This window comes from Mycolicibacterium sp. XJ870 (assembly GCF_053483975.1).
This window is the reverse complement of sequence record NZ_JBEFTI010000012.1, coordinates 93,000-118,958: the sequence shown is the minus strand read 5'-3', so window position 1 is coordinate 118,958 and position 25,959 is coordinate 93,000. Positions and strand designations below refer to the sequence as shown.

Annotated in this window: 27 protein-coding genes; 16 read left to right on the top strand and 11 right to left on the bottom strand. The window is 67.4% G+C overall.

The features are described 5' to 3' along the window. Positions 1-3: 3 nt before the first annotated feature. Positions 4-1,539 (top strand): ABC transporter permease, encoded by a 1,536-nt coding sequence (locus ABQF30_RS28750; RefSeq protein WP_448470318.1) that lies wholly within the window; start codon positions 4-6, stop codon positions 1,537-1,539. Beyond that, positions 1,532-2,590 (top strand): ABC transporter ATP-binding protein, encoded by a 1,059-nt coding sequence (locus tag ABQF30_RS28745; protein WP_448470316.1) that lies wholly within the window; start codon positions 1,532-1,534, stop codon positions 2,588-2,590. The genes ABQF30_RS28750 and ABQF30_RS28745 overlap by 8 nt, the downstream gene beginning before the upstream one ends. Here ABQF30_RS28745 and ABQF30_RS28740 read toward each other — a convergent pair. From ABQF30_RS28740 to ABQF30_RS28725, 4 genes are all read right to left on the bottom strand, one after another. After that, entirely contained in the window at positions 2,573-4,009 is a 1,437-nt protein-coding gene (locus ABQF30_RS28740; protein WP_448470314.1) for a GuaB1 family IMP dehydrogenase-related protein, read from the bottom strand. The genes ABQF30_RS28745 and ABQF30_RS28740 overlap by 18 nt on opposite strands. A gap of 91 nt (positions 4,010-4,100) precedes the next feature. After that, positions 4,101-5,567, bottom strand: coding sequence for an NADP-dependent phosphogluconate dehydrogenase (gene gndA, locus ABQF30_RS28735; RefSeq protein WP_448470312.1), 1,467 nt, complete (start codon positions 5,565-5,567; stop codon positions 4,101-4,103). Between the two features lie 42 nt (positions 5,568-5,609). Next, positions 5,610-6,590 carry a M56 family metallopeptidase gene (locus ABQF30_RS28730; RefSeq protein ID WP_448470310.1) on the bottom strand — a complete coding sequence of 327 codons (981 nt, stop codon included), beginning with the start codon at positions 6,588-6,590 and terminating at the stop codon, positions 5,610-5,612. Between the two features lie 14 nt (positions 6,591-6,604). Then, the gene (locus ABQF30_RS28725) at positions 6,605-7,021 is read right to left on the bottom strand and encodes a BlaI/MecI/CopY family transcriptional regulator (protein WP_448470308.1); all 417 of its coding nucleotides are present in this window, start codon (positions 7,019-7,021) and stop codon (positions 6,605-6,607) included. Between the two features lie 224 nt (positions 7,022-7,245). Here ABQF30_RS28725 and ABQF30_RS28720 point away from each other — a divergent pair, with 224 nt between their 5' ends. From ABQF30_RS28720 to ABQF30_RS28685, 8 genes are all read left to right on the top strand, one after another. Continuing rightward, a complete protein-coding gene (locus tag ABQF30_RS28720; RefSeq protein WP_448470306.1) occupies positions 7,246-8,016 on the top strand; it encodes an iron reductase in 771 nt (256 codons plus the stop codon). 156 nt (positions 8,017-8,172) lie between these two features. Beyond that, the gene (locus tag ABQF30_RS28715) at positions 8,173-8,601 is read left to right on the top strand and encodes a PaaI family thioesterase (protein WP_448470304.1); all 429 of its coding nucleotides are present in this window, start codon (positions 8,173-8,175) and stop codon (positions 8,599-8,601) included. Positions 8,602-8,656: 55 nt separating this feature from the next. After that, entirely contained in the window at positions 8,657-8,959 is a 303-nt protein-coding gene (locus ABQF30_RS28710; RefSeq protein ID WP_448470302.1) for an urease subunit gamma, read from the top strand. 10 nt (positions 8,960-8,969) lie between these two features. Next, complete coding sequence (locus ABQF30_RS28705) at positions 8,970-9,287, top strand: urease subunit beta (protein WP_448470300.1); 318 nt, start codon at positions 8,970-8,972, stop codon at positions 9,285-9,287. Beyond that, positions 9,284-11,005, top strand: a complete 1,722-nt coding sequence (locus tag ABQF30_RS28700; RefSeq protein WP_448470298.1) for an urease subunit alpha — start codon at positions 9,284-9,286, stop codon at positions 11,003-11,005. Before ABQF30_RS28705 ends, ABQF30_RS28700 begins: the two co-directional genes overlap by 4 nt. Beyond that, positions 11,006-11,641, top strand: coding sequence for an urease accessory protein UreF (locus tag ABQF30_RS28695; protein WP_448470296.1), 636 nt, complete (start codon positions 11,006-11,008; stop codon positions 11,639-11,641). A gap of 10 nt (positions 11,642-11,651) precedes the next feature. Continuing rightward, complete coding sequence (gene ureG, locus ABQF30_RS28690; protein WP_448470294.1) at positions 11,652-12,338, top strand: urease accessory protein UreG; 687 nt, start codon at positions 11,652-11,654, stop codon at positions 12,336-12,338. Further along, the gene (locus ABQF30_RS28685; RefSeq protein ID WP_448470292.1) at positions 12,338-12,982 is read left to right on the top strand and encodes an urease accessory protein UreD; all 645 of its coding nucleotides are present in this window, start codon (positions 12,338-12,340) and stop codon (positions 12,980-12,982) included. Before ureG ends, ABQF30_RS28685 begins: the two co-directional genes overlap by 1 nt. Positions 12,983-12,986: 4 nt before the next feature. On the opposite strand, the gene ABQF30_RS28680 is transcribed toward ABQF30_RS28685, so the two are convergent. From ABQF30_RS28680 to ABQF30_RS28670, 3 genes are all read right to left on the bottom strand, one after another. Next, the gene (locus ABQF30_RS28680) at positions 12,987-14,360 is read right to left on the bottom strand and encodes a type II NADH:quinone oxidoreductase Ndh (protein ID WP_448470290.1); all 1,374 of its coding nucleotides are present in this window, start codon (positions 14,358-14,360) and stop codon (positions 12,987-12,989) included. A gap of 97 nt (positions 14,361-14,457) precedes the next feature. Then, positions 14,458-15,384: an LLM class F420-dependent oxidoreductase gene (locus tag ABQF30_RS28675; RefSeq protein WP_448470288.1), complete on the bottom strand. Its 927-nt coding sequence runs from the start codon at positions 15,382-15,384 to the stop codon at positions 14,458-14,460. 18 nt (positions 15,385-15,402) lie between these two features. Next, positions 15,403-16,077, bottom strand: coding sequence for an SDR family oxidoreductase (locus ABQF30_RS28670; protein ID WP_448470286.1), 675 nt, complete (start codon positions 16,075-16,077; stop codon positions 15,403-15,405). 161 nt (positions 16,078-16,238) lie between these two features. On the opposite strand from ABQF30_RS28670, the gene ABQF30_RS28665 reads away from it, so the two are divergent. The 3 genes from ABQF30_RS28665 (at position 16,239) to ABQF30_RS28655 (ending at position 19,381) form a co-directional block, all read left to right on the top strand. Beyond that, a complete protein-coding gene (locus ABQF30_RS28665) occupies positions 16,239-17,033 on the top strand; it encodes an ABC transporter permease (RefSeq protein WP_448470284.1) in 795 nt (264 codons plus the stop codon). Beyond that, positions 17,030-18,112: a sulfate/molybdate ABC transporter ATP-binding protein gene (locus ABQF30_RS28660; RefSeq protein WP_448470282.1), complete on the top strand. Its 1,083-nt coding sequence runs from the start codon at positions 17,030-17,032 to the stop codon at positions 18,110-18,112. Before ABQF30_RS28665 ends, ABQF30_RS28660 begins: the two co-directional genes overlap by 4 nt. A gap of 219 nt (positions 18,113-18,331) precedes the next feature. Further along, entirely contained in the window at positions 18,332-19,381 is a 1,050-nt protein-coding gene (locus ABQF30_RS28655) for an alanine and proline-rich secreted protein Apa (protein WP_448470280.1), read from the top strand. 15 nt (positions 19,382-19,396) lie between these two features. Here ABQF30_RS28655 and ABQF30_RS28650 read toward each other — a convergent pair whose 3' ends face one another. Continuing rightward, positions 19,397-19,654: a CDGP domain-containing protein gene (locus ABQF30_RS28650; RefSeq protein WP_448470278.1), complete on the bottom strand. Its 258-nt coding sequence runs from the start codon at positions 19,652-19,654 to the stop codon at positions 19,397-19,399. A 415-nt stretch (positions 19,655-20,069) separates the two neighbouring features. Here ABQF30_RS28650 and ABQF30_RS28645 point away from each other — a divergent pair, with 415 nt between their 5' ends. Together ABQF30_RS28645 and ABQF30_RS28640 are read left to right on the top strand one after the other, a co-directional pair. Beyond that, on the top strand, positions 20,070-20,336 hold the full coding sequence (locus ABQF30_RS28645) for a GlsB/YeaQ/YmgE family stress response membrane protein (RefSeq protein ID WP_448470276.1): 267 nt from the start codon (positions 20,070-20,072) through the stop codon (positions 20,334-20,336). A gap of 60 nt (positions 20,337-20,396) precedes the next feature. Continuing rightward, the gene (locus tag ABQF30_RS28640; protein ID WP_448470274.1) at positions 20,397-21,413 is read left to right on the top strand and encodes a zinc-binding alcohol dehydrogenase family protein; all 1,017 of its coding nucleotides are present in this window, start codon (positions 20,397-20,399) and stop codon (positions 21,411-21,413) included. A 67-nt stretch (positions 21,414-21,480) separates the two neighbouring features. On the opposite strand, the gene ABQF30_RS28635 is transcribed toward ABQF30_RS28640, so the two are convergent. Beyond that, entirely contained in the window at positions 21,481-21,966 is a 486-nt protein-coding gene (locus tag ABQF30_RS28635) for a hypothetical protein (RefSeq protein ID WP_448470272.1), read from the bottom strand. Positions 21,967-22,089: 123 nt separating this feature from the next. Between ABQF30_RS28635 and ABQF30_RS28630 the strand changes: the two genes are divergently transcribed. Then, on the top strand, positions 22,090-22,725 hold the full coding sequence (locus ABQF30_RS28630) for a CGNR zinc finger domain-containing protein (protein WP_448470270.1): 636 nt from the start codon (positions 22,090-22,092) through the stop codon (positions 22,723-22,725). Here ABQF30_RS28630 and ABQF30_RS28625 read toward each other — a convergent pair. Both ABQF30_RS28625 and ABQF30_RS28620 read right to left on the bottom strand, forming a co-directional pair. After that, positions 22,669-23,433 carry a CPBP family intramembrane glutamic endopeptidase gene (locus ABQF30_RS28625; RefSeq protein ID WP_448470268.1) on the bottom strand — a complete coding sequence of 255 codons (765 nt, stop codon included), beginning with the start codon at positions 23,431-23,433 and terminating at the stop codon, positions 22,669-22,671. The two genes, ABQF30_RS28630 and ABQF30_RS28625, sit on opposite strands and share 57 nt — an antisense overlap. Before the next feature lie 48 nt (positions 23,434-23,481). Next, positions 23,482-25,908 (bottom strand): phosphoketolase family protein, encoded by a 2,427-nt coding sequence (locus ABQF30_RS28620; RefSeq protein WP_448470266.1) that lies wholly within the window; start codon positions 25,906-25,908, stop codon positions 23,482-23,484. Positions 25,909-25,959: the final 51 nt, after the last annotated feature.

Below are 25,959 nucleotides of genomic sequence, written 5' to 3'. Positions count from 1 at the left end.
TCGATGAGCGAAAGTGGCCGACGTGCCCCGGCGCCGCTGGTGGGCGCGGCGGCACTGGTCGTACTCGCCACCCTGGTGCCGTTGGTGTATCTGGGCGAGCGTGCCGTCGAGCGCGGTTGGGCTTTCGTGGTCGACGAACTCTGGCAGGCACGTACGGCTGCACTGGTCGGGCGGTCGCTGACGCTGGTCGTCGTGGTCACCGCGATCTGTGTGGTGCTCGGGGTGGGGCTTGCGGTCCTGGTGTGCCGAACGAACCTGCGCGGCAGGCGCGGCCTTGCCGTGGTGCTGACCCTGCCGCTCGCGATGCCCAGTTATCTCCTTGCCTACCTGTGGGTTTCGGCCTTTCCGGCGGTGGCCGGATTCTGGGGCGCGTGCCTGGCCCTCGTGCTGGTGAGCTACCCGCTGGTGTTCCTCACCACCATGGCGGCGCTCTCGCGCGTCGACCCGGCGCTGGAAGAGGTGGCCCGCTCGCTGGGGCACGGCGGCTTCTCGGTGCTTTTCCGAGTGACCCTGCGGCAGGCCAGGGGAGCGATCACTGCCGGTGCGCTGCTGGTGGCGCTGTACGTGCTCAGTGATTTCGGTGCCGTTGCCGCAATGCGCTACGAGGCGTTCACCTGGGTGATCTACGGCGCCTACCGCTCGGGTTTCAACCCGTCCCGTGCGGCGGTGCTGTCACTGGTGCTGTTGGTGTTGGCCCTGCTGTTGGTCCTAGCCGAGGCGCGCGCCCGTGGGATCGCCGCCGCTCGGATCGGCGGCGGCACACCACGGCCCGCGCCGGTCAACCGGTTAGGGCTGTGGTGGCCCGCGGCGCTGATCGTCCCGGCCGTTGTCGTGATCGCCGCGATCGGGGTGCCAACGGTTGCGTTGATGCGCTGGCTGCTGACCGCGGGGACCCGATGGGACAGCGGGGAATGGCTGGCCGCATTGGGCGCCACTGTGTGGCTGTCGATCATCGCCGCACTGGTGTGCACCGTCGCCGCGCTGCCACTCGGCGTGCTCGCGGCCCGCTACCGCGACCGCGCCACTCGCGCACTGGAAGGCGCCAGTTATGTGGCCCATGGACTGCCTGCGATCGTCATCGGCATCTCGATGGTGTCGTTGGGGGTGCTGTTGCTGCGTCCGATCTATCAGCGTGCGCCACTGTTGATTCTGGCCTACGCGGTGCTGCTGGTGCCGCTGGCGGTGGGCTCGGTCCGGGCGGCCGTCGAGACGACGCCGGTGCGGCTCGAGGAGGTCGCGCGATCGCTCGGACGCAGTCCGTTGCGGGCGTTCGGCGCGGTGACCGCGCGAATGTCGGTGCCGGGTATCGGCGCGGGGGCAGCGCTGATCCTGTTGACCTGTATGAAGGAACTGCCGGTGACCTTGCTGCTGCATCCGACCGGTACCGACACCTTGGCGACCCGGTTGTGGGGTTACAGCTCGGTCAGCGACTACGCCGCGGCAGCACCGTACGCGGCGGCGCTTCTGGTGTTCGCCGCCGTCCCGACCGCCGCACTCGGGTTGTTCGGTGCCGGTCGCACCGGAGTTCGTAGTGACTGAGCCGGCGGGAGGTGTTGCCGCACAAGGGATCCACAAGTCCTATGGTCAGTTGCGGGTGCTTGCCGGTGCCGACCTCGAAGTGCCGGCGGGAACGATCACCGCCGTTCTCGGGCCGTCCGGATGTGGAAAGACCACGCTGCTTCGCATCCTGGCCGGCTTCGACGACCCGGACGCCGGGACTGTGCGCATCGCCGGCGAGCCGATGGTGGGCGGTGGTGTGGTGGTGCCGGCGCACCGCCGGCGAGTGGGCCTGATGCCGCAGGAAGGCGCCCTGTTCCCGCATCTGAGCGTCGGCGGAAACGTGGCGTTCGGACTCGTGTCCCGAAACGGGGCGGCGTCCGAGGTCGCGCGCTGGCTCGAGGTGGTCGGCCTGCCCGGCCTGGAGGGCGCCCGCCCGCACGAATTGTCGGGCGGTCAACAGCAGCGGGTCGCACTGGCCCGTGCACTTGCCGCGCGGCCCCGCGTGCTGCTGCTCGATGAGCCGTTCGCGGCGCTGGACGCTGGACTGCGGGTGCGGGTGCGGGAGGACATCGCCGAGATCCTGCGCGCGGCAGGCACCACCGCGGTGCTGGTGACCCACGATCAAACCGAGGCGTTGTCGCTGGCGGACTCGGTGGCGTTGCTGATCGACGGATCGGTCGCCCAACACGCCGCTCCCGTCGATCTGTACGGACGGCCCGCCAACTTGCAGGCCGCCCGATTCGTCGGCGCAACAGTCGAATTGGCCGGAACATGTCGCGCCGGTGTGGCGCACACGGCGCTGGGCGCCCATCCTGTGCGCATCGCGGTGACCGATGGGCCGGCAGTCGTGGTGTTGCGGCCCGAGCAGTTGCGGATGGGTGGGCCAGACGATGTCGACCGGAGCGAGAACACTGCGCGTGTGCGCTCTTGCCGGTTCTACGGAGCCGACACGGTGGTGCACGTCGCGCTGCGCGACGGAACTGCGTTGCGCATGCGGACGCCCGGCGACGCGCGAGTCGCAGCAGGCAGCACGGTCAACGTCGAGGCGGTCGGCGACGTGTTGGCTTACCCGTCACCACCCGGTGGGTAGGGGGTGGCCTTCGGCGAAACCGGCCGCGGACTGCACGCCGAGCACCACCTTCTCGTGCAGTTCGGTCAGGTTGGTCGCGCCAACATAGGTGCACGTACTGCGCACGCCCGAGGTGATGTGGTCGAGCAGATCCTCGACGCCGCCCCGCGACGGGTCAATGCCCATGCGAGAGGTTGAAATGCCTTCCTCGAAAAGAGCTTTGCGAGCACGGTCGAACATGCTGTCACCGGCGGTGCGGGCGGCCACCGCACGCTTGGAGGCCATGCCGTAGCTCTCCTTGAACGGCCGGTCCTCACGGTCACGCAGCAGATCACCCGGCGACTCGTAGGTACCGGCGAACCACGAGCCGATCATCACGTTGGCTGCTCCCGCGGCCAGCGCCAGCGCCACGTCACGCGGGTGCCGAACCCCGCCATCGGCCCATACGTGCGCTCCGAGTTCTTTTGCCGCAGCGGCACATTCGACGACCGCCGAGAACTGCGGGCGGCCGACCCCGGTCATCATCCTTGTGGTGCACATCGCACCGGGCCCGACCCCGACCTTCACGATCGAGGCGCCCGCGCTGATCAGATCCCTGGTGCCCGCTGCCGACACCACGTTGCCCGCTGCCAGCGGCAGACCGAGATCGAGCGATGCAACGGCCTTGATCGCGTCGAGCATCTTCAGTTGGTGGCCGTGGGCGGTGTCGATCACCAGCAGGTCGACACCGGCCTCGGCCAGTGCCCGGGCCTTGGCTGCAACGTCGCCGTTGATGCCGACGGCCGCGGCGATGCGAAGCCGTCCGCCGTCATCGACTGCCGGCGTGTAGATGCCGGTCCGGATCGTGGCGGTGCGGGTGAGCACCCCGGCCAGGGCGCCGTCGGGTCTGGTCATCACCGCGACGTCGATGGGGGCGTGCTCGAGGAGGTCGAAAACCTCCCGCGGGTCGGTGCCCACCGGCGCCGTCACGAAATCGGACGACGCGACGTCGCGGACCCGGGCGAACCGGTCCACTCCGGCGCAGCCGGCCTCGGTCACCAGGCCGATCGGCCTGCCCTCGAACACGACCACGGCGGCACCATGCGCACGCTTGTGCAGCAGCGCGGTGGCATCCGACACCGAGTCGTCCGGACTCAACGTCACCGGAGTGTCGACCACCAGATCGCGGCTCTTGACGAAGTCGACGGTGTCCTTGACCACTGTGACCGGCAGATCCTGCGGCAGGACGACGATGCCACCCCGGCGCGCCACGGTCTCGGCCATCCGCCTGCCCGCCACCGCCGTCATATTCGCCACGACCACGGGGATCGTGGTGCCCGACCCGTCGATCGTCGAGAGGTCGACGTCAAAGCGCGATGCCACATCCGACCTGCCGGGGACGACGAACACGTCGTTGTAGGTCAGGTCGTAGGGCGGGGCATGCCCATCAAGGAATCTCATCGCCCTCGATTCTAGTTTCCCGCCGAGCAGACGCAGAATCGCACAGTTTGCCGCTTCGGCGATGCGAGTCCGCGTCTGCTGGGCCGGGGAACTAGGCAGGAACCTCGCTGCGGTCACCGCTCCACAGGGTGTGGAACTTCTGGTCCGGCTCGGCGTCGGTGCGGCCGTAGGTGTGTGCACCGAAGAAGTCGCGCAGCCCCTGCGTCAGCGCCGCGGGCAGCCGCTCGGTGCGCAGCGCGTCGTAGTAGGAAAGTGCCGAGGAGAAGCCCGGGATCGGAATGCCAAGCTGCGTAGCGGTCACCACGACGCGGCGCCAGCTGTCGATCGCAGATTCGACCGCGCTGCGGAAATACGGCGCTGCCAGCAGGGTTGCCAGGTCCGGCTCGACATCGTAGGCCTCCTTGATCCGGTTGAGGAACTTCGCCCGAATGATGCAACCGCCGCGCCAGATCGTCGCCAGATCGCCGGGCGTGAGGTTCCAGTCGTACTCTGCGCTGCCGGCCTGGATCTGGTTGAAGCCCTGGGCATAGGCGACGATCTTGGATGCGTACAGCGCTTGCCGCACGTCCTCGGTGAACTGCGCCGCATCGGCAGGCGCCGAACCGAGGCCGCCCGACGCCAGACCCACGGTGGCCTTGCGCTGGGGCACCGAACCCGACAGTGCCCTGGCGAAAACCGCCTCGGCGATTCCGGTGACCGGCACCCCCAGGTCCAGTGCCGATTTCACGGTCCACCGACCGGTGCCCTTCTGCTCGGCCTCATCGACGATCACGTCGACCAGCGGCCGGCCGGTCTTGGCGTCGACCTGACGCAGCACCTTGGCGGTGATCTCCACCAGGAAGCTGTCCAGGTCACCTTTGTTCCACTCGTCGAAGACGTCGGCGATCTCGGATGCGGACCTACCGAGCCCGTCGCGCAGCAGCTGGTAGGCCTCGCCGATCAGCTGCATGTCGGAGTACTCGATGCCGTTGTGCACCATCTTGACGAAGTGACCGGCGCCGTCCGGGCCGATGTGCGTGCAGCACGGGACGCCGTCGACGTGTGCCGAGATCTCCTCGAGTAGCGGCCCGAGGCTCTTGTAGGACTCCGCCGGCCCACCCGGCATGATCGACGGGCCGTTGAGTGCGCCCTCCTCGCCGCCGGAGATGCCGGCGCCGACGAAGTGCAGGCCACGCTCACGCATCGCGGCTTCGCGGCGGATGGTGTCGGTGTAGAGCGCATTCCCGCCGTCGATGATGATGTCGCCGTCATCCATGGCGTCGGCGAGCTCGTTGATGACGGCATCGGTGGCCTCGCCGGCCTTGACCATGATCAGGACCCGACGCGGTTTCTCCAGTGCGTCAAGGAATTCGGCGATGGTCTCGCTGCGGACGAACTTTCCTTCCGAACCGTGTTCGGCGAGCAGGGCATCGGTTTTGGCGATGGACCGGTTGTGCAACGCGACGGTGTAGCCGTGCCGGGCGAAGTTGCGGGCGATGTTCGAACCCATCACCGCGAGGCCGGTAACCCCGATCTGCGCCGTAGCTGTGGAGCTCGACGGTGTGCTCGACGAAGTCATGCAGGAGCCTTTCGTTGTTTTGTTGTAGATGAACGTAGGGCTCTATCCCAAGCCGGAGAACAAGCGGTGCAGCTCGGTAAGCCAGGGGACCGCTACCGCGACGGTGGGGAAGACGAGTACGGCCACCGCGGCGAGATAGGCGACGACGGCCAGGATGAGACTGTTCGGCTTGCCGCCCAGGCGGCGCACCCGGACCACTGTGGTCGGCCCGCCTGCAGCCAGTGCCCCCGATGGGGTACGCCCGGCCGCGCAGGCGACCAGCGCGCGGGCCAGGGGCGTGGGTCCGGTGGTGCGGACCGCGGCGTCGTCGGCGAGCAGTTCGATCAACAGCCGGACCGCGTCCAGCGCGCTGGCGCTGCGGACGAATCGGGGGAATGCGGCATGAACCGCGGTGAACATCTCCAGGACAAGGTCGTGGCGAGCCCGCAGATGTGCCCGCTCGTGGGTGAGGATCGCGGCAATCTCGGAATCAGAGAGCGTCGTCAGAGTGCCCTCGCTGACGACAACCCGGCTGCGGACGCCCGGCAGGCAGTAGGCCAGTGGCTGGGCTACGTCGAGGATTCGCAGACCACCCCGCGCGAGCGGGAGATGTCCCCGAGTTGCGGTACAGAGATGCGTTGGCACCGCTTCGCGCGACTTGCTCAGCAGGTCGACCATCGTGCGATGGTGCGCCCGGCGGCGCCGGGTGGCGACGGCCACCTGGATCACCGCGACGCACAAGCGGGCGCCGATGAACAGGGTGAGGGTGAACACTACGACGTAGAGCAGCCACAGCGGCCAGCCCAGAACCGCGATCTCGCTGGTGATGGTCGCGGTCGGCCTGCCGTCCGGGCCCGGCACGAAAAGGCGGCTGGCGATGGCGATTCCGGCGGAGAACGCCGAGAGGACTGCGGCCAACGCGATCGACTGCCACAGCACGATTGCGGCGCGGGGGGCGCGCAGCGGCCAGGATGCTCGGGCCAGCATCGCCGGCACCGGCCCGACGAGGGCCAGCGCGACGAGAGTGAAGGCCAGCGCGGACACGCCGTAAGTGTCTCTCAGTCGGTGCTGGAATTGCCAGCCGGTGGTGGGATCCGATGCTTGCTCTCGAGCTCGTCGAGTGCTCGGCGAAGCGCCTCGGCCTCGTCGGCACCGACCCGTTCTACGAAGTGGACCAGCGCGGCCTGGCGGCTTCCGGTGTCCGCGGCCTGGTCGAGTGCGTCGACCATGAGGCCGGCGACCAGCTCGTCGCGGCCATGGGTCGGAGCGTAGCGATGTGCGCGGTCGTCGCGATGCTGGACGACGAGATTCTTCTTCGCCAGCCGCTGTAGCACGGTCATGATCGTGGTGTAAGCCAGGTCGCGGCGGGCGGCGAGCGCCTCATGGACTTGGCGCACTGTTTGGGGTTCGGGTGCCGACCACAGGTGGTCCATCACCTCGCGCTCAAGCTCCCCAAGACGCGTTTGTTTGGCCATGTTTCGTTCACTCTCCTGAGCAGTAAGGCCAGCGTACTACGGGCTTACTACCGTGTGTCGTATCCAAGTGCCACCGGCCGCCGCACCGCCTTTGGTGAGCGTTAATTGCAAGGTCACCGACCGTTCGCGGCCCTGTTGTGAATCGGGTCACAGCGACTGGTCCTCGATGAACTCTTCACTATAGTAAGGCTAACCTAAGTCACATTGGAGCCTTCGGAGGTGTCATGACGGTTTTGATCGAGGATCCGCTGATCGCGGGGATGGCCTTCACGCGGACACTGCCGCTGCATGAGTCGAGCCGGCGTCTGCGCGAGTTGTATCCGGAGTGCCCGCGGGTCTACGGCGTTGCCGTCATGGGTGATCTGTCGCGCAGACGGTGGTGGCCGCTGGCAGAGGCGCTCGGCGGTGACCGCCTGCAGGTGATGTTCGACGTCGCGAGCGCCGAGACCGACAACCGCGCCGCGGTGGCCCAGCAGTTGGCGGCCACCCTTGCGCACGTCGTCATCGGTCGAGTGGTGCCGCTGCTGGTGTTGGAGGGTCGCGCCTGGGATACCGGCCTGGAGAACCTGTGGGTACACGTCGACTCGGAGGGGGCTATCGACTGGGTCGGCGTTGTCGACCCGATCTTGCGGGCGCTGCCCGACGATCCGTACTTCCGGGGCGGGGTCACCCGGATCGCGAGCGCCGCGCGCGACGGGATCGTCGGGTTGCCCAATGAGGCGGCGCTGACCACCTGGGTGGCGCACCGCAGCCATCGTGCGCTGGAACCGCTTTTCCTGCGGTTGGCGGAAATCAGTGGCGGGGCCATGTCGGTTGCCGCCATGTGGCACATGGTCGGCGCTGCTGTTGTCAGTGCAGCCACCCAGGTTCCGCTGCTCGCCGGCTCCAGCGAGTTGGTCAGCATGCGCCGGGGTCAGGCGGTGCTCGACGCGCTGGTGGGGTTCGGTTTGCCCGTCCGCGGGGCCGGCCGGGCAGGGAAGGTCTTGCTTAATTAGGGCAGCCTTGCCTATTCTTTCGGTACGAGGCTAACGGACCGAGCCGGAGTCCTGAGGGCTGCAGAGACCCCCGGTCCACTCGAGGGCGGGTCCCGCGTTGAACGCGCGGGACCCGCCCGCATCTTTATCTGTAGGAGCCGTGTAGACACGGAGGCTGTGACCACAGCAGAGCCCGCCGGCCGCCCTGAAGGGCTCGGCAAAGGATTCGACACCGAACTCGGCCTCACCTATCTCGACCTCAGTGCGGACGGTGGCCGTGCCCAGCTGACAATTCACGACAAACTGTTGCAGCCGTGGGGGATTGTGCACGGCGGCGTGTATTGCGCGATCGTCGAGAGCCTGGCCAGTGTGTCCGGACATGTCTGGTTGTCGGAGAACGGCGGTGGAACCGTCGTGGGCGTCAACAACAACACGGATTTTCTGCGTGCCATCGGGTCGGGCACGGTAACCGCGGTATCGACACCCATTCACCGCGGACGCCGCCAGCAGCTGTGGCTGATCACCATCACCGACGAGAACGACCGTCCGGTGGCGCGCGGTCAGGTCCGCTTGCAGAACGTCCCCGACGAATCGAGCGCGGCGTAGCGAGTCTGCAGGCGAGCGCTGCTGATTTGCGCGCGTCATGGCAATATCGCGCACTATGCGTTTAACGCCGCATGAACAAGACCGGCTGCTGATCTCGTATGCAGCAGAACTGGCGCGCCGCAGGCAGGCTCGAGGGCTGCGGCTGAACCATCCCGAAGCTGTCGCCGTGATCACCGATCACCTGCTCGAAGGTGCACGCGACGGCCGCACGGTCGCCGAGTTGATGGTGAGCGGGCGCACTGTGCTCGGCCGTGCCGAGGTCATGGAGGGAGTGCCCGAGATGCTGTCCGACGTCCAGGTCGAGGCGACCTTCCCGGACGGCACGAAGCTGGTCACCGTCCACCAACCGATCGCTTGAGCCAGGCCCGATGATTCCAGGCGAAATCGTGTTCGGCCAAGGTGAAATCGAGCTCAACGCCGGTGCCCCACGCTTGACGCTCGACGTCGTCAACACCGGCGACCGGCCGGTGCAGGTCGGCAGCCATGTCCATCTGCCGCAGGCCAACGCGGCGCTGGACTTCGACCGGGCGGCCGCCCGCGGCCACCGGCTCGACATCCCGGCAGGTACCGCGGTGCGCTTCGAACCCGGTGTGGCCCAACGTGTCTCCCTCGTCCCGCTGGGCGGCAGGCGGGAAGTACACGGCATCAGTCTCGACCCGCCCGGCCGATTGGATTCGCCCTCATGACCGAACTGACCAGGGCACGCTACGCCGCGCTGTTCGGCCCGACGACCGGTGACCGCATCAGACTCGCCGACACCGACCTGTTCGTCGAGATCACCGAGGACCGCAGCGGGGGTCCCGCCCTCGCCGGTGACGAGGCGGTGTTCGGCGGCGGCAAGGTGCTACGCGAATCGATGGGGCAGGCCAGGGCCACCCGCGCCGATGGTGCCCCCGACACCGTGATCACCGGGGCGGTTATCATCGATTACTGGGGAATCATCAAGGCCGACATCGGTATTCGTGACGGTCGCATCACGGCCATCGGCAAGGCGGGCAATCCCGACATCATGACGGGCGTGCATCCCGACCTTGTCGTCGGCCCGTCCACGGAGATCATCGCCGGCAACGGCCGCATCCTGACCGCGGGCGCGATCGATTGCCACGTGCACCTGATCTGTCCGCAGATCATGGCCGAAGCGCTCGGCGGCGGAATCACCACGATCGTGGCGGGCGGCACCGGCCCGGCCGAGGGCAGCAAGGCCACCACTGTCACACCAGGCTCGTGGCATCTGGCGCGCATGCTGGAATCGCTGGACTCCTGGCCGCTCAACGTCGCGCTGCTGGGCAAGGGCAACACCGTGAGTGCCGAAGCGATGTGGGAACAACTCCGCGGTGGCGCAGCAGGTTTCAAGCTGCACGAGGACTGGGGCACGACGCCGGCAGCGATCGACGCGTGCCTGAGGGTCGCCGACGCGGCGGGTGTGCAGGTGAATCTGCATTCGGACACGCTCAACGAAGCCGGGTTCGTCGAGGACACCTTGGCCGCGATCAACGGACGCGCCATCCACGCCTATCACACCGAGGGGGCCGGTGGCGGCCACGCGCCCGACATCATCACCGTCGCGGGCCACGCCAACGTGCTCCCGAGTTCGACGAATCCGACCCGGCCGCACACCGTCAACACACTCGACGAGCACCTCGACATGCTCATGGTGTGCCATCACCTCAATCCCGCTGTCCCCGAGGACCTGGCGTTCGCCGAGAGTCGGATTCGACCGTCCACGATCGCGGCCGAAGACCTGCTGCACGACATCGGCGCCATCTCGATGATCGGCAGCGACTCACAGGCGATGGGCCGAGTCGGCGAGGTGGTGCTGCGCACCTGGCAGACCGCGCATGTGATGAAACGTCGGCGCGGAGCGCTTGAGGGGGACGGTCCCGCCGACAACAACCGAGCCAGACGCTACATCGCGAAATACACCATCTGCCCGGCCATTGCGCACGGCCTCGATGACGAGGTCGGCTCGGTCGAGGTGGGCAAGCTCGCCGATCTGGTGTTGTGGGAGCCCGCCTTCTTCGGGGTCCGCCCACACGCCGTGCTCAAGGGCGGAATGATCACCTGGGCGGCGATGGGCGATGCCAACGCCTCGATTCCCACCCCGCAACCGGTGCTGCCCCGGCCGATGTTCGGCGCTGCACCGGCGGCCGCGGCCGCCACCTCAGTGCATTTCGTGGCACCCCAGGCAATCGAGGATGGCCTGGCGGACCGTCTCGATATCCGTCGAAAGCTGGTTGCGGTCAAGGATGTTCGCAAAGTCGGCAAACGGGATATGCCGCTCAACGATACGCTGCCGCGTATCGAGGTCGAGCCGGACACCTTTACCGTGCGCATCGACGGCGACGTCTGGCAGGAACAGCCTGCCGCCGAGCTGCCCATGGCACAGCGATACTTCCTCTTCTAGATGAGCAGTCTCGCAACACTTCTGACCTTGGCCGACTCGCGCCTGCCGACCGGCGGGCACGTCCATTCCGGCGGTGCCGAGGAGGCGGTGACGAGCGGCCTGCTCACCGACCTCACCACGTTGCGTGCCTACCTCGTGCGGCGTATCCGCAGTCACGGCCTGGTGACCGCCTCGCTGGCGGTCGCGGTGCACACCGGTGCGCTGACGCGCGAGAACGCCGACGCCGAAACCGACGCGCGCACACCGGCCCCGGCGGCCCGCGAGGCGTCCCGGGCTCAGGGGCGCGGACTGGTCCGGCTGGCCCGGCGGGTGTGGCCGAGTGAGCAGTGGGCAGCGCTGGGCACCCGGCCGCATCTCGCGGTGGCGGCCGGAGCGGTGGGCGCTGCCGGTGGACTGCATCCTCCGCAGACCGCGCTGTCGGTCGTGTACACGACGATGACCGGGTCGGCCACCGCCGCCCAGCGGCTACTCGCGTTGGACCCCGGAGACGTGGCCGCATTGACATTCGAGCTGTCGGGACTGTGTGATGCAGTCGCCACCGAGGCCGCCGCCGGGCTGGCCGACCTGTCCGATCCGTTGCTCGACGTGCTGGCCCAGCGCCACACCGAACGCGAGCGTCCGCTGTTTGTCTCGTGAAAGGCCTGCCATGCCACCGCATTTCCTCGACGGAGAACCGCACACCCACGCCGATCGCCCGAAACGGGTACGGCAGCCCGGCGAGCCGTTGCGCATCGGTGTCGGCGGTCCCGTCGGCTCCGGCAAGACCGCCCTGGTGGCCGCGTTGTGCCGGCAGTTGCGCGACGAGCTCTCGCTGGCCGTCCTGACCAACGACATCTACACCACGGAGGACGCGGACTTCCTGCGCAGGCATGCGGTGCTGCCCGACGAGCGGATCGCGGCCGTCCAGACCGGGGGATGCCCGCACACCGCGATCCGCGACGACATCACCGCGAACCTCGACGCCATCGACGATCTGATCGAGGCCAACCCGGCCCTGGACCTGATCCTGGTCGAATCCGGTGGCGACAACCTCACCGCGACGTTCTCCTCTGGTCTGGTGGACGTGCAGATCTTCGTCGTCGACGTGGCAGGCGGCGACAAGGTGCCGCGCAAAGGCGGGCCGGGCGTGACGTATTCGGATCTGTTGGTGGTCAACAAAACTGACCTCGCCCCGCTGGTGGGCGCTGATCTGGACGTCATGCGCCGGGACGCGGCCAAGGCCCGTGCACACCGGCCGACGGTGCTCATCTCGCTGATCGACGACCCCTCGGCGGGCCCGGTGCTGACCTGGGTGCGTGAGCAGCTGGAGGCCGCGCAGGCGCAGTCGGTCTGATGCACTCCGAGGTCGTCATCGTGGCATGCCCCGGTCGGCTGCCGCGGATCGAGGCCGTCGGCGGGCTCACCGGTCGTCGTACCGAACTCGACACCGTGCACCTGGTGTCCACGGCCGCCACGCCGCTGGGCGGCGACTCGCTGACGGTGCGCGTGGTGGTCGAAGCCGGTGCTCGGCTGCGGATCCGGACGGTTGCCGCGACATTGGTGTTGCCCGGCGCGGAGACGCCGGCCTCGACCGCGCTCTGGGAGATCGAGGCGGCCGGACATTTGGACCTGGATCCGCAACCGACCGTGGTGGCCGGTGGCTCTGTGCATCAGACCACGACGCGGCTGCAGCTTGCCGACACCGCTCAGGTGCGGCTGCGGGAGCGGGTCCAGATCGGCAGATCCGGTGAGCAGGCGGGTTTTTGGGCCGGGACGCTGCACGCAGACGTGACATCAGCCGGTGACACCACACCGCTGTTGCGGCATAGCATCGAGCTGGGCTGCGGTGCCGTCGGCGACGACGCATTGGCCTCACCCCGCGCGTGCATCAGCGAATTGCGCTATCCCGCACCTTCATTCGAAGGGCTGGGGGCGGTGCTGACGCTGGCGCGCGGCGGCAGTCTGGCCACCTGGCAAGGCGACCGGCTACCGGCGTGAACGCTTAGGACGCCGCCTTCTCGGTCTCCTGCACCGAGGCCGCGATCTCTTCGAGTTCCTCGATCCTGGTGCGGGCATATGCCTGCTGCTCGGTGATGGTGAGTTGACCTCGCTTGGTGCTCAGGAAGGTCACCGTCCACGACAGCAGGGTGACGATCTTGGTCTTGAACCCGACCAGGTAGACCAGGTGCAGCACCAGCCAGCACAGCCACGCGAAGAACCCGGCGAATTCCAGCCTGCCGACCTTGGCCACTGCGGAGAACCGCGACACCGTCGCCATCGAGCCCTTGTCGAAGAACTCGAACGGCGCACGGATCTTCGGGCTGGTGCCGCTGACCTCGCGCTTGATCAACTTGGCGGCATACTTTCCACCCTGGATCGCGCCCTGCGCCACACCGGGCACGCCCTCCACGGCCGCCATGTCGCCGACCACGAACACGTTCGGATGGCCCGGAAGCGTCAGGTCGGGCTGAACCTTGACCCGGCCCGCCCGGTCGAGCTCGACTCCGGACTGCTTCGCGAGATCCGTGCCGAGCGGGCTCGCCGATACCCCGGCGGACCAGACCTTGCAGGCCGATTCGATACGCCGGAGAGTGCCGTCAGAGTCCTTGACGGTCAACCCGTTTCGGTCGACGTCGGTGACCATGGCGCCGAGTTGCACCTCGACCCCCATCTTCTCCAGACGCGCCTGTGCTTTCTTTCCCAGCTTCTCGCCCATCGGCGGGAGCACGGCGGGAGCGGCGTCGAGCAGGATCACCCGGGCCTCGGTCGGATCGATGTGGCGGAAGCTGCCGTGCAGGGTCTGATCGGACAATTCGGCGATCTGCCCGGCCATTTCGACACCCGTCGGTCCGGCACCCACCACCGTGAAGGTCAGCAGCTTGGCCCGACGCACCGGGTCGCTCGACCGCTCGGCCTGCTCGAATGCGCCGAGAATCCGGCCGCGCAGTTCGAGTGCGTCGTCGATCGACTTCATGCCGGGCGCGAACTCGGCGAAATGGTCGTTGCCGAAGTAGGACTGCCCTGCGCCGGCCGCGATGATCAGGCTGTCGTACGGAGTCGAGTACGTGTGGCCCAACAGAACGGAGTCCACGGTCCGCTTCTCGAGATCGATGTGGGTGACGTCGCCCAGCAACACCTGCGCGTTCTTCTGCTTGCGCAGGATGACGCGGGTGGCCGGGGCGATCTCGCCTTCGGAGATGATCCCGGTCGCGACCTGGTACAGCAGTGGCTGGAACAGGTGATGGGTGGTGCGTGCGATCAGCTTGACGTCGACGTCGGCACGTTTGAGGGTCTTGGCGGCGGTCAGCCCGCCGAAACCCGATCCGATGATGACGACTTTATGCCGATCCGACGCCGTAGCTCCCGGGTGGCTCATTGCTGCTCCTCGCGGACGTTTTCCCACTTGGTACAACCGATAGGTTAGTCGGCGCGATTCCCCTCGGTGCGGTGAGATGGGCAACCACGCCGAATGTTTACCCGGATATCAGTGGTTTCAACGCTTCGCCGACTGCTGTTACGCCGCCGGGCACGTAGCCGCCCATGGTCACCGGGCTCAGAATCACCCCGTCCACACCGGCGTCGAAGACCTTTGTCTTGAGCTGTTCCGCCACTTGCTCGGGACTACCGAACACCGCCTGCTGCTTGAAGTCATCCGGAATCACGTCCGCGGTGAAATGCTCACCGATCAACGCGACTACCAGCATGCTGGTCTCCAAAGTCGCGGGGTCACGGTCGATCTCCTCGCAGCTCTTGCGCACGACGTCCAGCTTGCGGGCCAATTCATCGAAGCCCGCGATGATGTTGAGATGGTCGAAGTGCCGGGCGGCCAGCGGGATGGTCTTCTTCTCACCGCTGCCGCCGATCATCAACGGAATGTGGTCGCGGAAGCGGGGATTGGCCACTGCCTCAACCGTCCGGTAGTACTTGCCGGAGAACGTCGGGCGCTCCCCGGCGAGCATCGGCAGGATGATCTGCAGGGCCTCGCCGAGCTTGTTGAAGCGGTCGGTGAATGTGCCGAATTCATAGCCGAGCTGGTCGTGTTCGAGTTCGAACCAGCCGGTGCCGATACCGAGAATCGCGCGGCCCTGGCTGATCACGTCGAGTGTGGTGATGGCCTTGGCGAGCAGGGTCGGGTTGCGGTAGGTGTTGCCGGTGACGAGCGTGCCCAGCTGAACGTTCTGCGTCGCCGTGGCGAGCGCGCCCAGAGCGGTGTATGCCTCAAGCATCGGCTCTTCGGGAGCGCCCAGTCCGGGCAGTTGATAGAAGTGGTCCATCACGAAGACGGAGTCGAAGCCGGCGGCCTCGGCTTCTTGGGCTTGGGCGATGACGGTGGGAAAGAGTTCCGAAACGCCGGTGCCGTAGGAGAAGTTGGGAATCTGAAGTCCGAGTCGGATTGTCACTTCTCCGACCCTAACGTGTTATCCCACAGAGGCGAGGACGCCGCGGCTGACGTGCAGTGTCTGCCCGGTGATGTGGCGGGCAGCCGGCGTGGAGAGGAACAGAGCCAGCCGGGTGAACTCGTCGGCGACCGACGGCGGCGTGCTGCCCAGCCCGTCGTAGCCCGGTTCGGCGCTGCGGCCCGAGGCGACGAGGTTGACGGTGATTCCACGGGTGCCGAAGTAACTCGCCTGTCCGGCGGTCCAATCGGCCAGAGCCGCCTTGACGGCGGCTTCCGCACTGCCCTGCCGCGGGCTTTCCGGCACGACGTTGACGATCGAGCCACCCGATCGCAGATGATCGCCGACCATCTGGACCGTCAGCGCGGCCGAAACCACGGTGGCGTCGAGCGCGTTGCGCCAGGCCGCGGCCAGATCGGTCATCGTGTAGGTGCGCGGATCCTTGGCTTCCCACAGCGGGGCCGGCACATTGACCAGCGTGTCGAGGTGGCGCGGGAACTGGCTGCGGGCCTCTTCGAGGCTCGCGGGATCGGTGTTGTCGAACACGATCGACTCCACGTCGAGTTCCTTGGCGGCGACCTCGAGGTCGTCGCGGCGAGAGCCGGCGATGACGACGTTGTGTCCGGCGTCCCGGAAACCTGCCGCAATCACGCGACCGAGTTCCGTATCGCCGCCGGTGACCAGCACCTCCGCCATGATGTACCTCCATGTACCAGGGATCGCCGCGCCGGTTGGGGACGATCAACGACCGATGTTACTGGACAGTAGCTAGGTCACGAAACTCAACGCGCCAAGTGCCGGTCATCCGGTTCACCTAGGGTTTCTCCAATGACGCAAACCAGCGCCCTCAGCAGGCCTTGAAGACCTCGCCCGGCCTGCCGCGCTGGATCTACCTGCCTGCCGCGCTCGGTGCAGGGTTCGTTGTGCTGCCGGTGGTCGCGATGGCCGCGCGCGTGGACTGGCCGCGGTTCTGGTCGCTGATCACCAGTGACGCGTCGACCGCCGCGCTGTTTCTCAGTTTGAAGACCGCTGCCGCGAGCACGCTGTTGTGCCTGGTGCTTGGTGTTCCGTTGGCGTTGGTGCTGGCCCGCGGCGACGGCCTGGTGGTGCGGTTCATTCGACCGCTGATCCTGCTACCCCTGGTGCTGCCTCCGGTGGTGGGCGGGATCGCGTTGTTGTACGCATTCGGCCGACTCGGGCTGATCGGGCGGTACCTGGAGGCGGCCGGCGTACAGATCGCGTTCACGACGGCCGCGGTGGTGCTGGCGCAGACGTTCGTGTCGCTGCCATTCCTGGTGATCTCACTCGAGGGTGCGGCGCGCACCGCGGGCGCGGACTTCGAGGTGGTCGCGGCAACGTTGGGAGCGCGTCCCGGCTCGGTGTGGTGGCGGGTGACACTGCCACTGCTCGGGCCCGGGCTGATGTCAGGCGCGGTGCTTGCCTTCGCTCGCGCGCTCGGGGAGTTCGGCGCCACGTTGACCTTCGCCGGATCCCGTGAGGGGATCACCCGCACGCTACCCCTGGAGATCTATCTCCAACGGGAGAGCGACGCCGACGCCGCCGTGGCGTTGTCGGTGTTGCTGGTCGCGGTGGCGGCAGTCGTCGTCGTGGGGCTGGGCAGCCGTCGGTTGCGGGTCGGCGGTTGGACATGACCCGCCTACAGGTGCATGCCGTCGTCGAGCACCGCGGTCTCGACGTCGAATTCGATGTGGCCGCAGGCGAGGTGCTGGCTGTGCTGGGGCCCAACGGCGCGGGCAAATCGACCACATTGCATGCGATCGCCGGTCTCGTCGATCCGCACCCCGGCCGTATCCAGGTAGGGGACAAGGTGCTGACCGACACTGCGGCGGGAGTGCAGATCGCCACCTACGCCCGCCGGGTGGGCCTGCTGTTGCAGGATCCCCTGTTGTTCCCACACCTGAGCGTGGCCGCCAACGTCGCGTTCGGTCCGCGCAGCACGCACCGTCTGGCCAGGGCGGAGGCCGCCGCACACGCGCAGCGGTGGCTGGCCGAGGTCGATGCCGCGGACCTGGCTCACCGGCGGCCGCGTCAGCTCTCCGGCGGGCAGGCGCAGCGGGTCGCGTTGGCGCGCGCGCTTGCCGCCGACCCCGAGGTGCTCTTGCTCGACGAGCCGCTGGCGGGGCTGGACGTTGCCGCGGCGGCTGCCATGCGCAAGGTGCTGCGCGGTGTGCTGACCCGCGACGGCCGGTGCGCGGTAATGATCACCCATGACCTGTTGGACGTGCTGACCCTGGCCGACCGGGTGCTCGTCCTCGATGCCGGAAAGGTGGTCGAAAGTGGTTCTACGGCAGCCGTTTTGGCAGTACCCAAGAGTCGTTTTGCCGCTCGGTTCGCCGGCGTCAACCTGGTCAGTGGCATGGCGGCGGGCGACGGCGTGCTCACCACGGCATGGAATGCACGCTGGCATGGCAGTCCAGCTGCCGGTGTCGTGGCGGGCGGTTCTGCGGTAGCCGTCTTCGCCCCGGCGGCGGTCGCCGTGTACCGGGAGCGGCCGCACGGCAGTCCACGGAACACCGTCGAAGTGACCGTGGCGGAGCTGGACAGCCGCGGGCCGGGAATCCGGGTGCGCGCCGACGAGCAACCCGACGGTGCGCCCGGGCTGGCCGCGGACATCACCGCGGAGTCGGCCGCCGAGCTGCGGCTGGCGCCAGGCGAGCGAGTGTTCTTCTCCGTCAAGGCTCAGGAAGTAGCTGTGCATCCGGCGCCGTAACGAGCTGCGGCCGGTCTCCGATGAACTGGTCAGTTCTCCGTCGCCGCGGGGTATGGGCCGCATCAGGCGGTCCGGGCGTGGCGCGCGGAGCCTTGCTGCGCCAGCAACGACGAAAATGCGTCTGGCATGGTCAGGTTCGGTTCACAGCAATCGCTCAGATAAACACTCTAAGAGCAACTCACACTTGCGTCACGGCGGTAACACGGTAGTTTCTTCCCCATGGACGAGTCGGACGCGATGTCACATCGACGCAGAGGCCTGTCACAGAAGCTGACGCTGGCCGCGGTTACCGGTGCAGTTGCGGTGGCCGTGGCGCTGCCGACGGTGGCGCATGCGGATCCTGAGCCGCCACCTCCGCCGCCTGGCAACACCTTCCTGCCCGCCGCGCCGGGCGCGGCGGCACCGGCGCCGCCACCACCCGCTCCGGGTGCACCCGCACCGCCACCACCCGCTCCGGGTGCACCGGCACCAGCACCCGCACCCGTGCCTCCTGGCGCACCCCTGGCTCCTGGCGCGCCCGCACCGGCGCCTGCACCGCCCGCCGATCCGAACGCTCCTGCGCCGCCGCCCGCTGATCCGAATGCGCCCCCGCCGCCTTCGGCACCCGAACCCGGCCGCGTGGACAACGCCGCAGGCGGGTTCAGTTATCTTGTGCCGCAAGGTTGGACGGTGTCCGACGCCACCCAGCTGTCGTATGGGCAGGCGCTGTTGACCAAGGTTCCGCCGGAGGGCACCCCGGAGCCGCCCAATGACACCAGCGTGCTGCTGGGTCGTCTGGACCTGAAGTTGTTCGCCGGAGCCGAGGCAGACAACAGCAAGGCTGCTGTTCGGCTGGCGTCGGATATGGGTGAGTTCTTCATGCCGTTCCCGGGGACTCGGCTGAACCAGGAGACGGTGCCGCTCGACGCGAACGGAATGACCGGCGTTGCTTCGTATTACGAGGTCAAGTTCACCGACGCCAACAAGCCCACCGGTCAGATCTGGGCGGGCGTGGTAGGCGCACCGACGCCGCCGGGAACTCCGCGCGGGCAGCGTGCGCCCGAGCGCTGGTTCGTCGTCTGGCTTGGTTCGGCCAACAATCCGGTGGACAAGGGTGCCGCTGTGGCCCTGGCCAACTCGATCCGGCCATGGGGTCCGCCACCGCCTCCGCCGGCGGACCCCAACGCACCGCCACCGCCGCCAGACCCGAATGCGCCACCGGCGCGTCCAGGCGTCGGCGTCCCGGTTCCGGTCACCGATGCTCCTCCGGAGATGCTGCCCCCGGCCTGACCCGCCGGGCGGGCCCTACGGTCCGACGTACGGCACGTTGCCGGCAAGGTTGTTGACGTTGAGCAGGTAGCAGTTGGTGCCACCGAAGCCCATCGCACCCGCGGTCACGCATCGCTGGAACGTGCCGTCATGGGCGATCGGCCCGTCGCACGTGGTGCCGCCGCCCCACGGGGTCCAGCCGCCCTGGCAGCCGGCACTTGCCGGTGACGCGGTCGCCAGTGCGATGCCGCTCGCTGCCAATGCGCCGACGGCCAATCCGATCAGTGCCTTCATCTCTGCCTCCTACGTCAAAGGCCTGTTATGTTTGCTGACTGCCAGCTGTTACTGGTGTGTCCGATGTGGCTGATGGGGCATATGTGAGATAGCCGCCGGCCGAACGAAGGCCGCCGCCTGAGGGGGCAGCGGCTTCGTGGTCATCGACCCGGCGCGACGTCTACGCTGCACATCGCCACCTTTCCCAAGCCGGCGGCGTCAGACTCGGTCGGCGCCACGCAGGTCAACAGCGAGTTGCCAGATATTGATGAGAGTAGTCAACCGCCGACCCCGCGACAATGTGATATTCGTTTGCCCACCCCGGCATTGGCTGCGCCGGGCCGCCATTCACCGAGCGCTGATCGTTCCCAATTAGCCAACCGAATCGTTACGTTCGCCGGGTACATCTGATGGATCAGCGGAAAGGGAGGCCCTCGTGGGAACCATCATTGGCACGATCATCTTCGGTGCAATCATCGGAATTCTGGCAAGGTTGCTCATCCCAGGGCAGCAGGCCATGGGATGGATCATCACCGTCGTAATCGGCATAGTCGGTGCGCTTGCCGGCTACTGGCTCTGGGGTTTGATCGCAGGTGAGGGCAATGCGGACACCGGCGGTATCGACTGGATCCGCTGGATCATCAGCATCGTCGTGGCGGTCGTACTGACTCTGGGCTACACCGCAGCAACGCGCAAACAGTAATGAGCCATCGGACAAATGGCCTTGGCTGAGCATTGTGCGGTCATATGAATCCATAAGGTCATGACCACGGCCACCATGGCCGCATGGCAGGTCGTCAGTCCCGGTCCGGTGAGTTCACGTCCGCTGCAACGCGTGACGGTCCCGCGACCCGAACCGGGTGCTGACGACCTGCTCGTCGCGGTACGGGCCTGTGGCGTCTGCCGCACCGACCTGCATATCGCCGAAGGCGATCTGGCCGTGCACCGGCCGCGCGTCATACCGGGCCACGAGGTCATCGGGGAAGTGGTCACTGTCGGTGCGAATGCCAGAGGCGTGTTCAGCGCGGGGGACCGCGTCGGGGTGGCGTGGTTACGCCACACCTGCGGTCGCTGCGGCTATTGCACCCGCGGCAGGGAGAACCTCTGTCCGCGGTCCTTGTACACCGGTTGGGACGCAGACGGCGGGTACGCCGAATTCACCACCGTCCCCGCGGCATTCGCGCACCGGCTCCCGGGCGGTTATTCCGACACCGAGCTGGCGCCGCTGCTGTGCGCGGGCATCATCGGCTATCGCGCTCTGCTGCGCACCGACTTGCCTGCCGGCGGGCGGCTGGGAATCTATGGCTTCGGCGGCAGCGCGCATCTGACCGCCCAGGTGGCGCTTGCCCAAGGCGCGCGGGTGCACGTGATGACCCGGAGCGAGCCGGCCCGCGCACTGGCGCTCGCCTTGGGTGCCTCGTCGGCACAGGGCGCGTCCGAAATGCCGCCCGAGCCGCTCGACGCCGCAATCCTCTTCGCGCCCGCCGGGGAACTGGTGCCACCCGCGCTGGCAGCGCTGGATCGCGGCGGCGTGCTGGCTGTCGCCGGAATCCACCTCAGCGATATCCCGGGCCTGAACTATCAGCAGCACCTGTTCCAGGAACGCGAGATCCGCTCGGTGACCGCCAATACCCGTGCTGACGCGCGGGATTTTCTGGCGTTCGTCGCGGAGCACCGCATCGAGGTCACCACGCCGCAGTATTCGATGGCTCGTGCCGACCAGGCACTTGACGATCTGAGCACTGGTCGCATTTCCGGCGCGGCGGTGTTGTCGCCGTAGCGCCGCCATGCGCTGAAACCGCCGTACGGATTTCGACCACTTCGTCGGTCTCGGCGAGACAGCAGGCTCAGAGCGCCGCGAGCGCTGCACCCAGCCTGCCGGTGAGATCACCGCGACCGTATGCATACAGCGGTCCGCTGCCGTCGCTCAGCACTCGATTCAGCCGCGCCATCCCGCGGGCGCTCACCGGCCGCGGCGAATGCAGCCGCAGCGTGATGGCGTCGATCATCGGCTCGGCCGCCGCGATGTTGGTGCGGTGCAGCGGGATCCGCGTGGACAGGTGCACGCTGGCGCCTTGTGGTTGTGCGGCTTCACTCACCGCGCGGCGCAGCGCGCGGGCGATCATCTGCCGTTCCGAGGTGGACGTCAGCCTGTCGGCGCGTACGGCAAGCGGGCTGCCCGACGGGGCCGCCACACCGACGGCCAGCATGGCGTCGAGCTTGCCCGGTCGCAGCCATGCCGTGAGCCGGGCATGTATCGAGGGTCGGCAGGCGGGATGCGCGTCGACCACGCGGTCGGTGGCGGGAGTCGCAGAAATTCGGTTGTCACTCATAGCCGCTACCTCGTAGTTTCTGGATGTCCGATCCTCTCGGATCGTGACTGCCTAAAACGTTACGCCAGTCATGGGTGACTGGTCAATCTGTTTAGCCGGTCACGGGTGACGTAGACTGGATGCATGACGCCGTGGGCCGGGGATGCCGAGACCAAACCCGCTCCGGGGCCGCTGGTGCGTGTGCAGGCCTTGGTGAACACCGTCGAGTTGCCTGACGGGCCGGACCGGTTGGCCGATCCGGCCGAGGCCGCGTCCTGGCTGGTCACCAACGGGTTGCTCGCTGCCGGCTCCGATCCGACGGAGGCAGAACTCAGTGTGCTGCGCGAAGTCCGGGAGGCGTTGCGCCGGTTGCTGATTCACAACGCGGGTGGCCCGCCCCCGGATGCGGCCGCACTAGAGACGCTGCGCCGTGCCGCCGCGGGTGCCACCGCGCGGGTCGATCTGGGTCCCGACGGTCGGATGGACCTGTTCGCGACCGGTGACACGGTGGCCGAGCGGCTGGTCGAACTGCTGTTGGTGGTCCGTGACGCGCAGAGGGACGGAACCTGGGCACGACTCAAAGCGTGTGCGAACGACGAATGCGCCTGGGCGTTCTACGACCGGTCCCGCAACCACGGCGGAACCTGGTGCGATATGGCCGATTGCGGCAACAAACTGAAGAACCGGCAGTTCCGAGCCCGCAAGCGCGCTGCCAGATCCGAGTCAGGTCGACAAATGCCACACCAGGGCGGCCGCCAGCGCGCCCATCCCGTTCAGTGACCAGTGCAACGCAATCGGAGCCAACAGGCTACCGCTGCGGCGACGTAACCAGGTGAAGACGAAACCAGCGATGCCGGTGGCCACCACAGCCAGAACCACGCCGGCGACCGTGCCGAGGATCCCACCGCCGAACAGTCGCGTGAACCCGACGTTACTGCTCGTCAAACCCAGGGACGTGCTGATGTGCCAGAGGCCGAACAGCAGCGACCCACCCGCGGCGACACCGCGAAAACCCCAGGCCCGGTTCAGTGCACCGTGCAGTACGCCGCGGAACGCGAGTTCCTCGGGAATCACGGTTTGCAGCGGGATGATGATCATCGACGCGATGAGCGCACCCGAGAGGGTCGCATAGTTGTCGTTCATGAACATCGGGCGCGTCCAGGGCAACAGCGCGCCCACGGCGATCACCGTGACCACGAGCGCCACCGCGGCCAGCGCGTACCCGGCGCCGGATTTCCAATGCTCTCGACCCAAGCCCAGCTCGGCCCACCCCAGGCCGCGTGCCCGCACCAGGGCCAGCAGACCGATCGCCGCGGCGGGGACGGTGGCGATGCTTGCCCACGGGGTGGTGAAGTGCGCGATCAGGTTGGTGATCGCCAGCACAACCACGACGATCGCGATGTCGGCGTATACCCGGAAATGGTGCAGTGCGGAAAGCTGGGCTACCAGTGGGTGAGGGGGTGCCGCCACGGCGCTCTGGTCAGACATTTGCCGCAATCATACCGGCGACCTGCCCACATTCAGTTGGGGAATTCGTCACAGTTTGCTGGCAGGGCGGTAGTCGGAGTCCCATGTCCACCCGGAGATCGCCGGATCGTCCTCGCCGTGCTCGCGGGTGTAGGCGCGAGCCGCCAGCCGGGCATCGGCCATTTCCTGGCGTAGCCCTGCCGCGCTGGCACCGAGTCCGTCGACGCGGTCGATGACGTCCATGACCAGATGGAAACGGTCCAGGTCGTTGAGCATCACCATGTCGAACGGCGTCGTCGTAGTTCCGCGCTCTTTGAACCCGCGCACATGCAGTTGATCGTGGTTGGCGTGACGGTAGGTGAGCCGGTGGATCAGCCACGGATAGCCGTGGTAGGCGAAGATGATCGGCTTGTCCGTGGTGAATATCGAATCGAACTCGTGGTCGGACAAGCCGTGCGGATGCTCCGACTCCGGTTGCAGCCGCATGATGTCGACGACATTGACCACCCGCACCAACAGGTCGGGCAGCTTCCGGCGCAAGATGTCGGCGGCGGCCAGCGTCTCCAACGTCGGGACGTCACCGGCGCAGGCCAGCACCACGTCGGGGTCACCTGAGGTACTTCCCGGGTCGCTACGCTCCTGCCCTCCGCCAGCCGTGCTGGCCCACTCCCAGATCCCCAGCCCGCGCGTGCAATGGGCCACGGCCTCGTCCATGGTCAGGTAGGTGAGCCCTGGTTGCTTGCCCGCTACGACGACGTTGATGTACTGGCGGCTACGCAGGCAGTGGTCGGCGACGGACAGCAGGGTGTTGGCGTCCGGCGGCAGGTACACCCGGACCACCTCGGGCCGCTTGTTGGCGACGTGGTCGATGAACCCGGGGTCCTGATGCGATGCGCCGTTGTGGTCCTGACGCCACACATGAGAGGTCAGCAGGTAATTGAGCGAGGCGATGGGACGGCGCCAGGACAGGTGCGAGCTGCTCGACAGCCACTTGGCGTGCTGGTTGAGCATCGAGTCGACGATGTGCACGAACGCCTCGTAGCAGCTGAACAGGCCGTGGCGGCCCGTCAGCAGATAGCCCTCGAGCCAGCCCTGGCACATGTGTTCGGAGAGCACCTCCATCACCCGGCCATCGGGCGCGAGGTTCTCGTCGTCCGGGCTGGTCTCGGCCTGCCAGGTCTTATCAGTGGATTCGAAGACCGCCGACAGGCGGTTGGACGCCGTTTCATCGGGGCCCATCAGCCGGAACCGGTCGGGGTTCCGCGCGATGACGTCGCGCAAGAACGTGCCGAGCACCCCTGTAGCTTGAGCTGCCTCGACGCCTGGTTTGTCGACGGCGACCGCGTAGTCGGTGAAATCGGGCAGGTCGAGGTCGCGCAACAGCAGCCCGCCGTTGGCGTGCGGGTTGGCGCTCATCCGGCGCGCACCGCTGGGCGCAAAGGCACGCAGGTCTTCCCGCAGCCCGCCGGTGTCGTCGAACAACTCCTCGGGTCGGTAACTACGCAACCACTGCTCGAGCTCGGCCATGTGCTCGGGATTGGTGCGGGTCTCCGACAGCGGCACCTGGTGTGCGCGCCAGGTGCCCTCGACCTTCTTGCCGTCCACCTTCGCCGGACCGGTCCAGCCTTTCGGTGTTCGCATGATGATCATCGGCCAGAGCGGACGGCCCGGCTCGCCGTCGAGTCGCGCCGCGCGCTGAATCGCGGCGATCTGGTCGAAAGCCTCGTCCATCGCAGTGGCCAACTGCTGGTGGACATTTGCCGGGTCGTCGCCGGCAACCGTGATCGGCCGGTATCCGTAGCCGAAGAACAGCGATTCGAGCTCCTCCTGCGGAATCCGGGCCAACACTGTGGGATTCGCGATCTTGTAGCCGTTGAGGTGCAGGATCGGCAACACCGCCCCGTCGGTGACGGGGTTGAGGAACTTGTTGGAATGCCAGCTGGTGGCGAGCGGTCCGGTTTCGGCTTCGCCGTCGCCGACCACACACGCCACCACCAGGTCGGGGTTGTCGAACGCGGCGCCGTAGGCGTGCACCAGCGCGTACCCGAGTTCGCCGCCTTCGTGGATCGACCCAGGTGTCTCGGCAGCCACGTGACTGGGGATTCCGCCGGGAAAAGAGAACTGGCGGAACAGTTTTCGCATGCCATCGGCATCCTGACCGATTCCCGTGTAAACCTCGCTGTAGGTGCCTTCGAGATAGGCGTTGGCCACCAGGCCGGGCCCACCGTGACCGGGTCCGGTGATGTAGATGACGCTGAGGTCGCGGTCCCGGATGATGCGGTTGAGGTGCGCGTAGAGCAGGTTCAGGCCCGGAGTCGTGCCCCAGTGTCCGAGCAGCCGGGGTTTGATGTGTTCAGGCGACAGCGGTTCGGCCAGAAGCGGATTGTCCAGCAGATAGATCTGTCCGACCGACAGGTAATTGGCGGCGCGCCAGTACGCGTCGAGCTGTTCGAGCTCCTGGTCGGTCAGGGCCGGGGAGAGGGTCGCGTCGCTCATATCTTCCATCGTGACTGATGTCGGTGAACAGCGGGTGCGATCGGGGTACCC

Bases quoted from the DNA above. Each gene is read 5' to 3' on its own strand.
- ABQF30_RS28750 (WP_448470318.1), top strand. From the start codon at position 4: ATGAGCGAAAGTGGCCGACGTGCCCCGGCGCCGCTGGTGGGCGCGGCG.
- ABQF30_RS28740 (WP_448470314.1), bottom strand. From the start codon at position 4,009: ATGAGATTCCTTGATGGGCATGCCCCGCCCTACGACCTGACCTACAAC.
- gndA (WP_448470312.1), bottom strand. From the start codon at position 5,567: ATGACTTCGTCGAGCACACCGTCGAGCTCCACAGCTACGGCGCAGATC.
- ABQF30_RS28725 (WP_448470308.1), bottom strand. From the start codon at position 7,021: ATGGCCAAACAAACGCGTCTTGGGGAGCTTGAGCGCGAGGTGATGGAC.
- ABQF30_RS28720 (WP_448470306.1), top strand. From the start codon at position 7,246: ATGACGGTTTTGATCGAGGATCCGCTGATCGCGGGGATGGCCTTCACG.
- ABQF30_RS28710 (WP_448470302.1), top strand. From the start codon at position 8,657: ATGCGTTTAACGCCGCATGAACAAGACCGGCTGCTGATCTCGTATGCA.
- ABQF30_RS28705 (WP_448470300.1), top strand. From the start codon at position 8,970: ATGATTCCAGGCGAAATCGTGTTCGGCCAAGGTGAAATCGAGCTCAAC.
- ABQF30_RS28700 (WP_448470298.1), top strand. From the start codon at position 9,284: ATGACCGAACTGACCAGGGCACGCTACGCCGCGCTGTTCGGCCCGACG.
- ABQF30_RS28695 (WP_448470296.1), top strand. From the start codon at position 11,006: ATGAGCAGTCTCGCAACACTTCTGACCTTGGCCGACTCGCGCCTGCCG.
- ureG (WP_448470294.1), top strand. From the start codon at position 11,652: ATGCCACCGCATTTCCTCGACGGAGAACCGCACACCCACGCCGATCGC.
- ABQF30_RS28685 (WP_448470292.1), top strand. From the start codon at position 12,338: ATGCACTCCGAGGTCGTCATCGTGGCATGCCCCGGTCGGCTGCCGCGG.
- ABQF30_RS28680 (WP_448470290.1), bottom strand. From the start codon at position 14,360: ATGAGCCACCCGGGAGCTACGGCGTCGGATCGGCATAAAGTCGTCATC.
- ABQF30_RS28670 (WP_448470286.1), bottom strand. From the start codon at position 16,077: ATGGCGGAGGTGCTGGTCACCGGCGGCGATACGGAACTCGGTCGCGTG.
- ABQF30_RS28660 (WP_448470282.1), top strand. From the start codon at position 17,030: ATGACCCGCCTACAGGTGCATGCCGTCGTCGAGCACCGCGGTCTCGAC.
- ABQF30_RS28655 (WP_448470280.1), top strand. From the start codon at position 18,332: ATGGACGAGTCGGACGCGATGTCACATCGACGCAGAGGCCTGTCACAG.
- ABQF30_RS28650 (WP_448470278.1), bottom strand. From the start codon at position 19,654: ATGAAGGCACTGATCGGATTGGCCGTCGGCGCATTGGCAGCGAGCGGC.
- ABQF30_RS28640 (WP_448470274.1), top strand. From the start codon at position 20,397: ATGACCACGGCCACCATGGCCGCATGGCAGGTCGTCAGTCCCGGTCCG.
- ABQF30_RS28635 (WP_448470272.1), bottom strand. From the start codon at position 21,966: ATGAGTGACAACCGAATTTCTGCGACTCCCGCCACCGACCGCGTGGTC.
- ABQF30_RS28630 (WP_448470270.1), top strand. From the start codon at position 22,090: ATGACGCCGTGGGCCGGGGATGCCGAGACCAAACCCGCTCCGGGGCCG.
- ABQF30_RS28625 (WP_448470268.1), bottom strand. From the start codon at position 23,433: ATGTCTGACCAGAGCGCCGTGGCGGCACCCCCTCACCCACTGGTAGCC.
- ABQF30_RS28620 (WP_448470266.1), bottom strand. From the start codon at position 25,908: ATGAGCGACGCGACCCTCTCCCCGGCCCTGACCGACCAGGAGCTCGAA.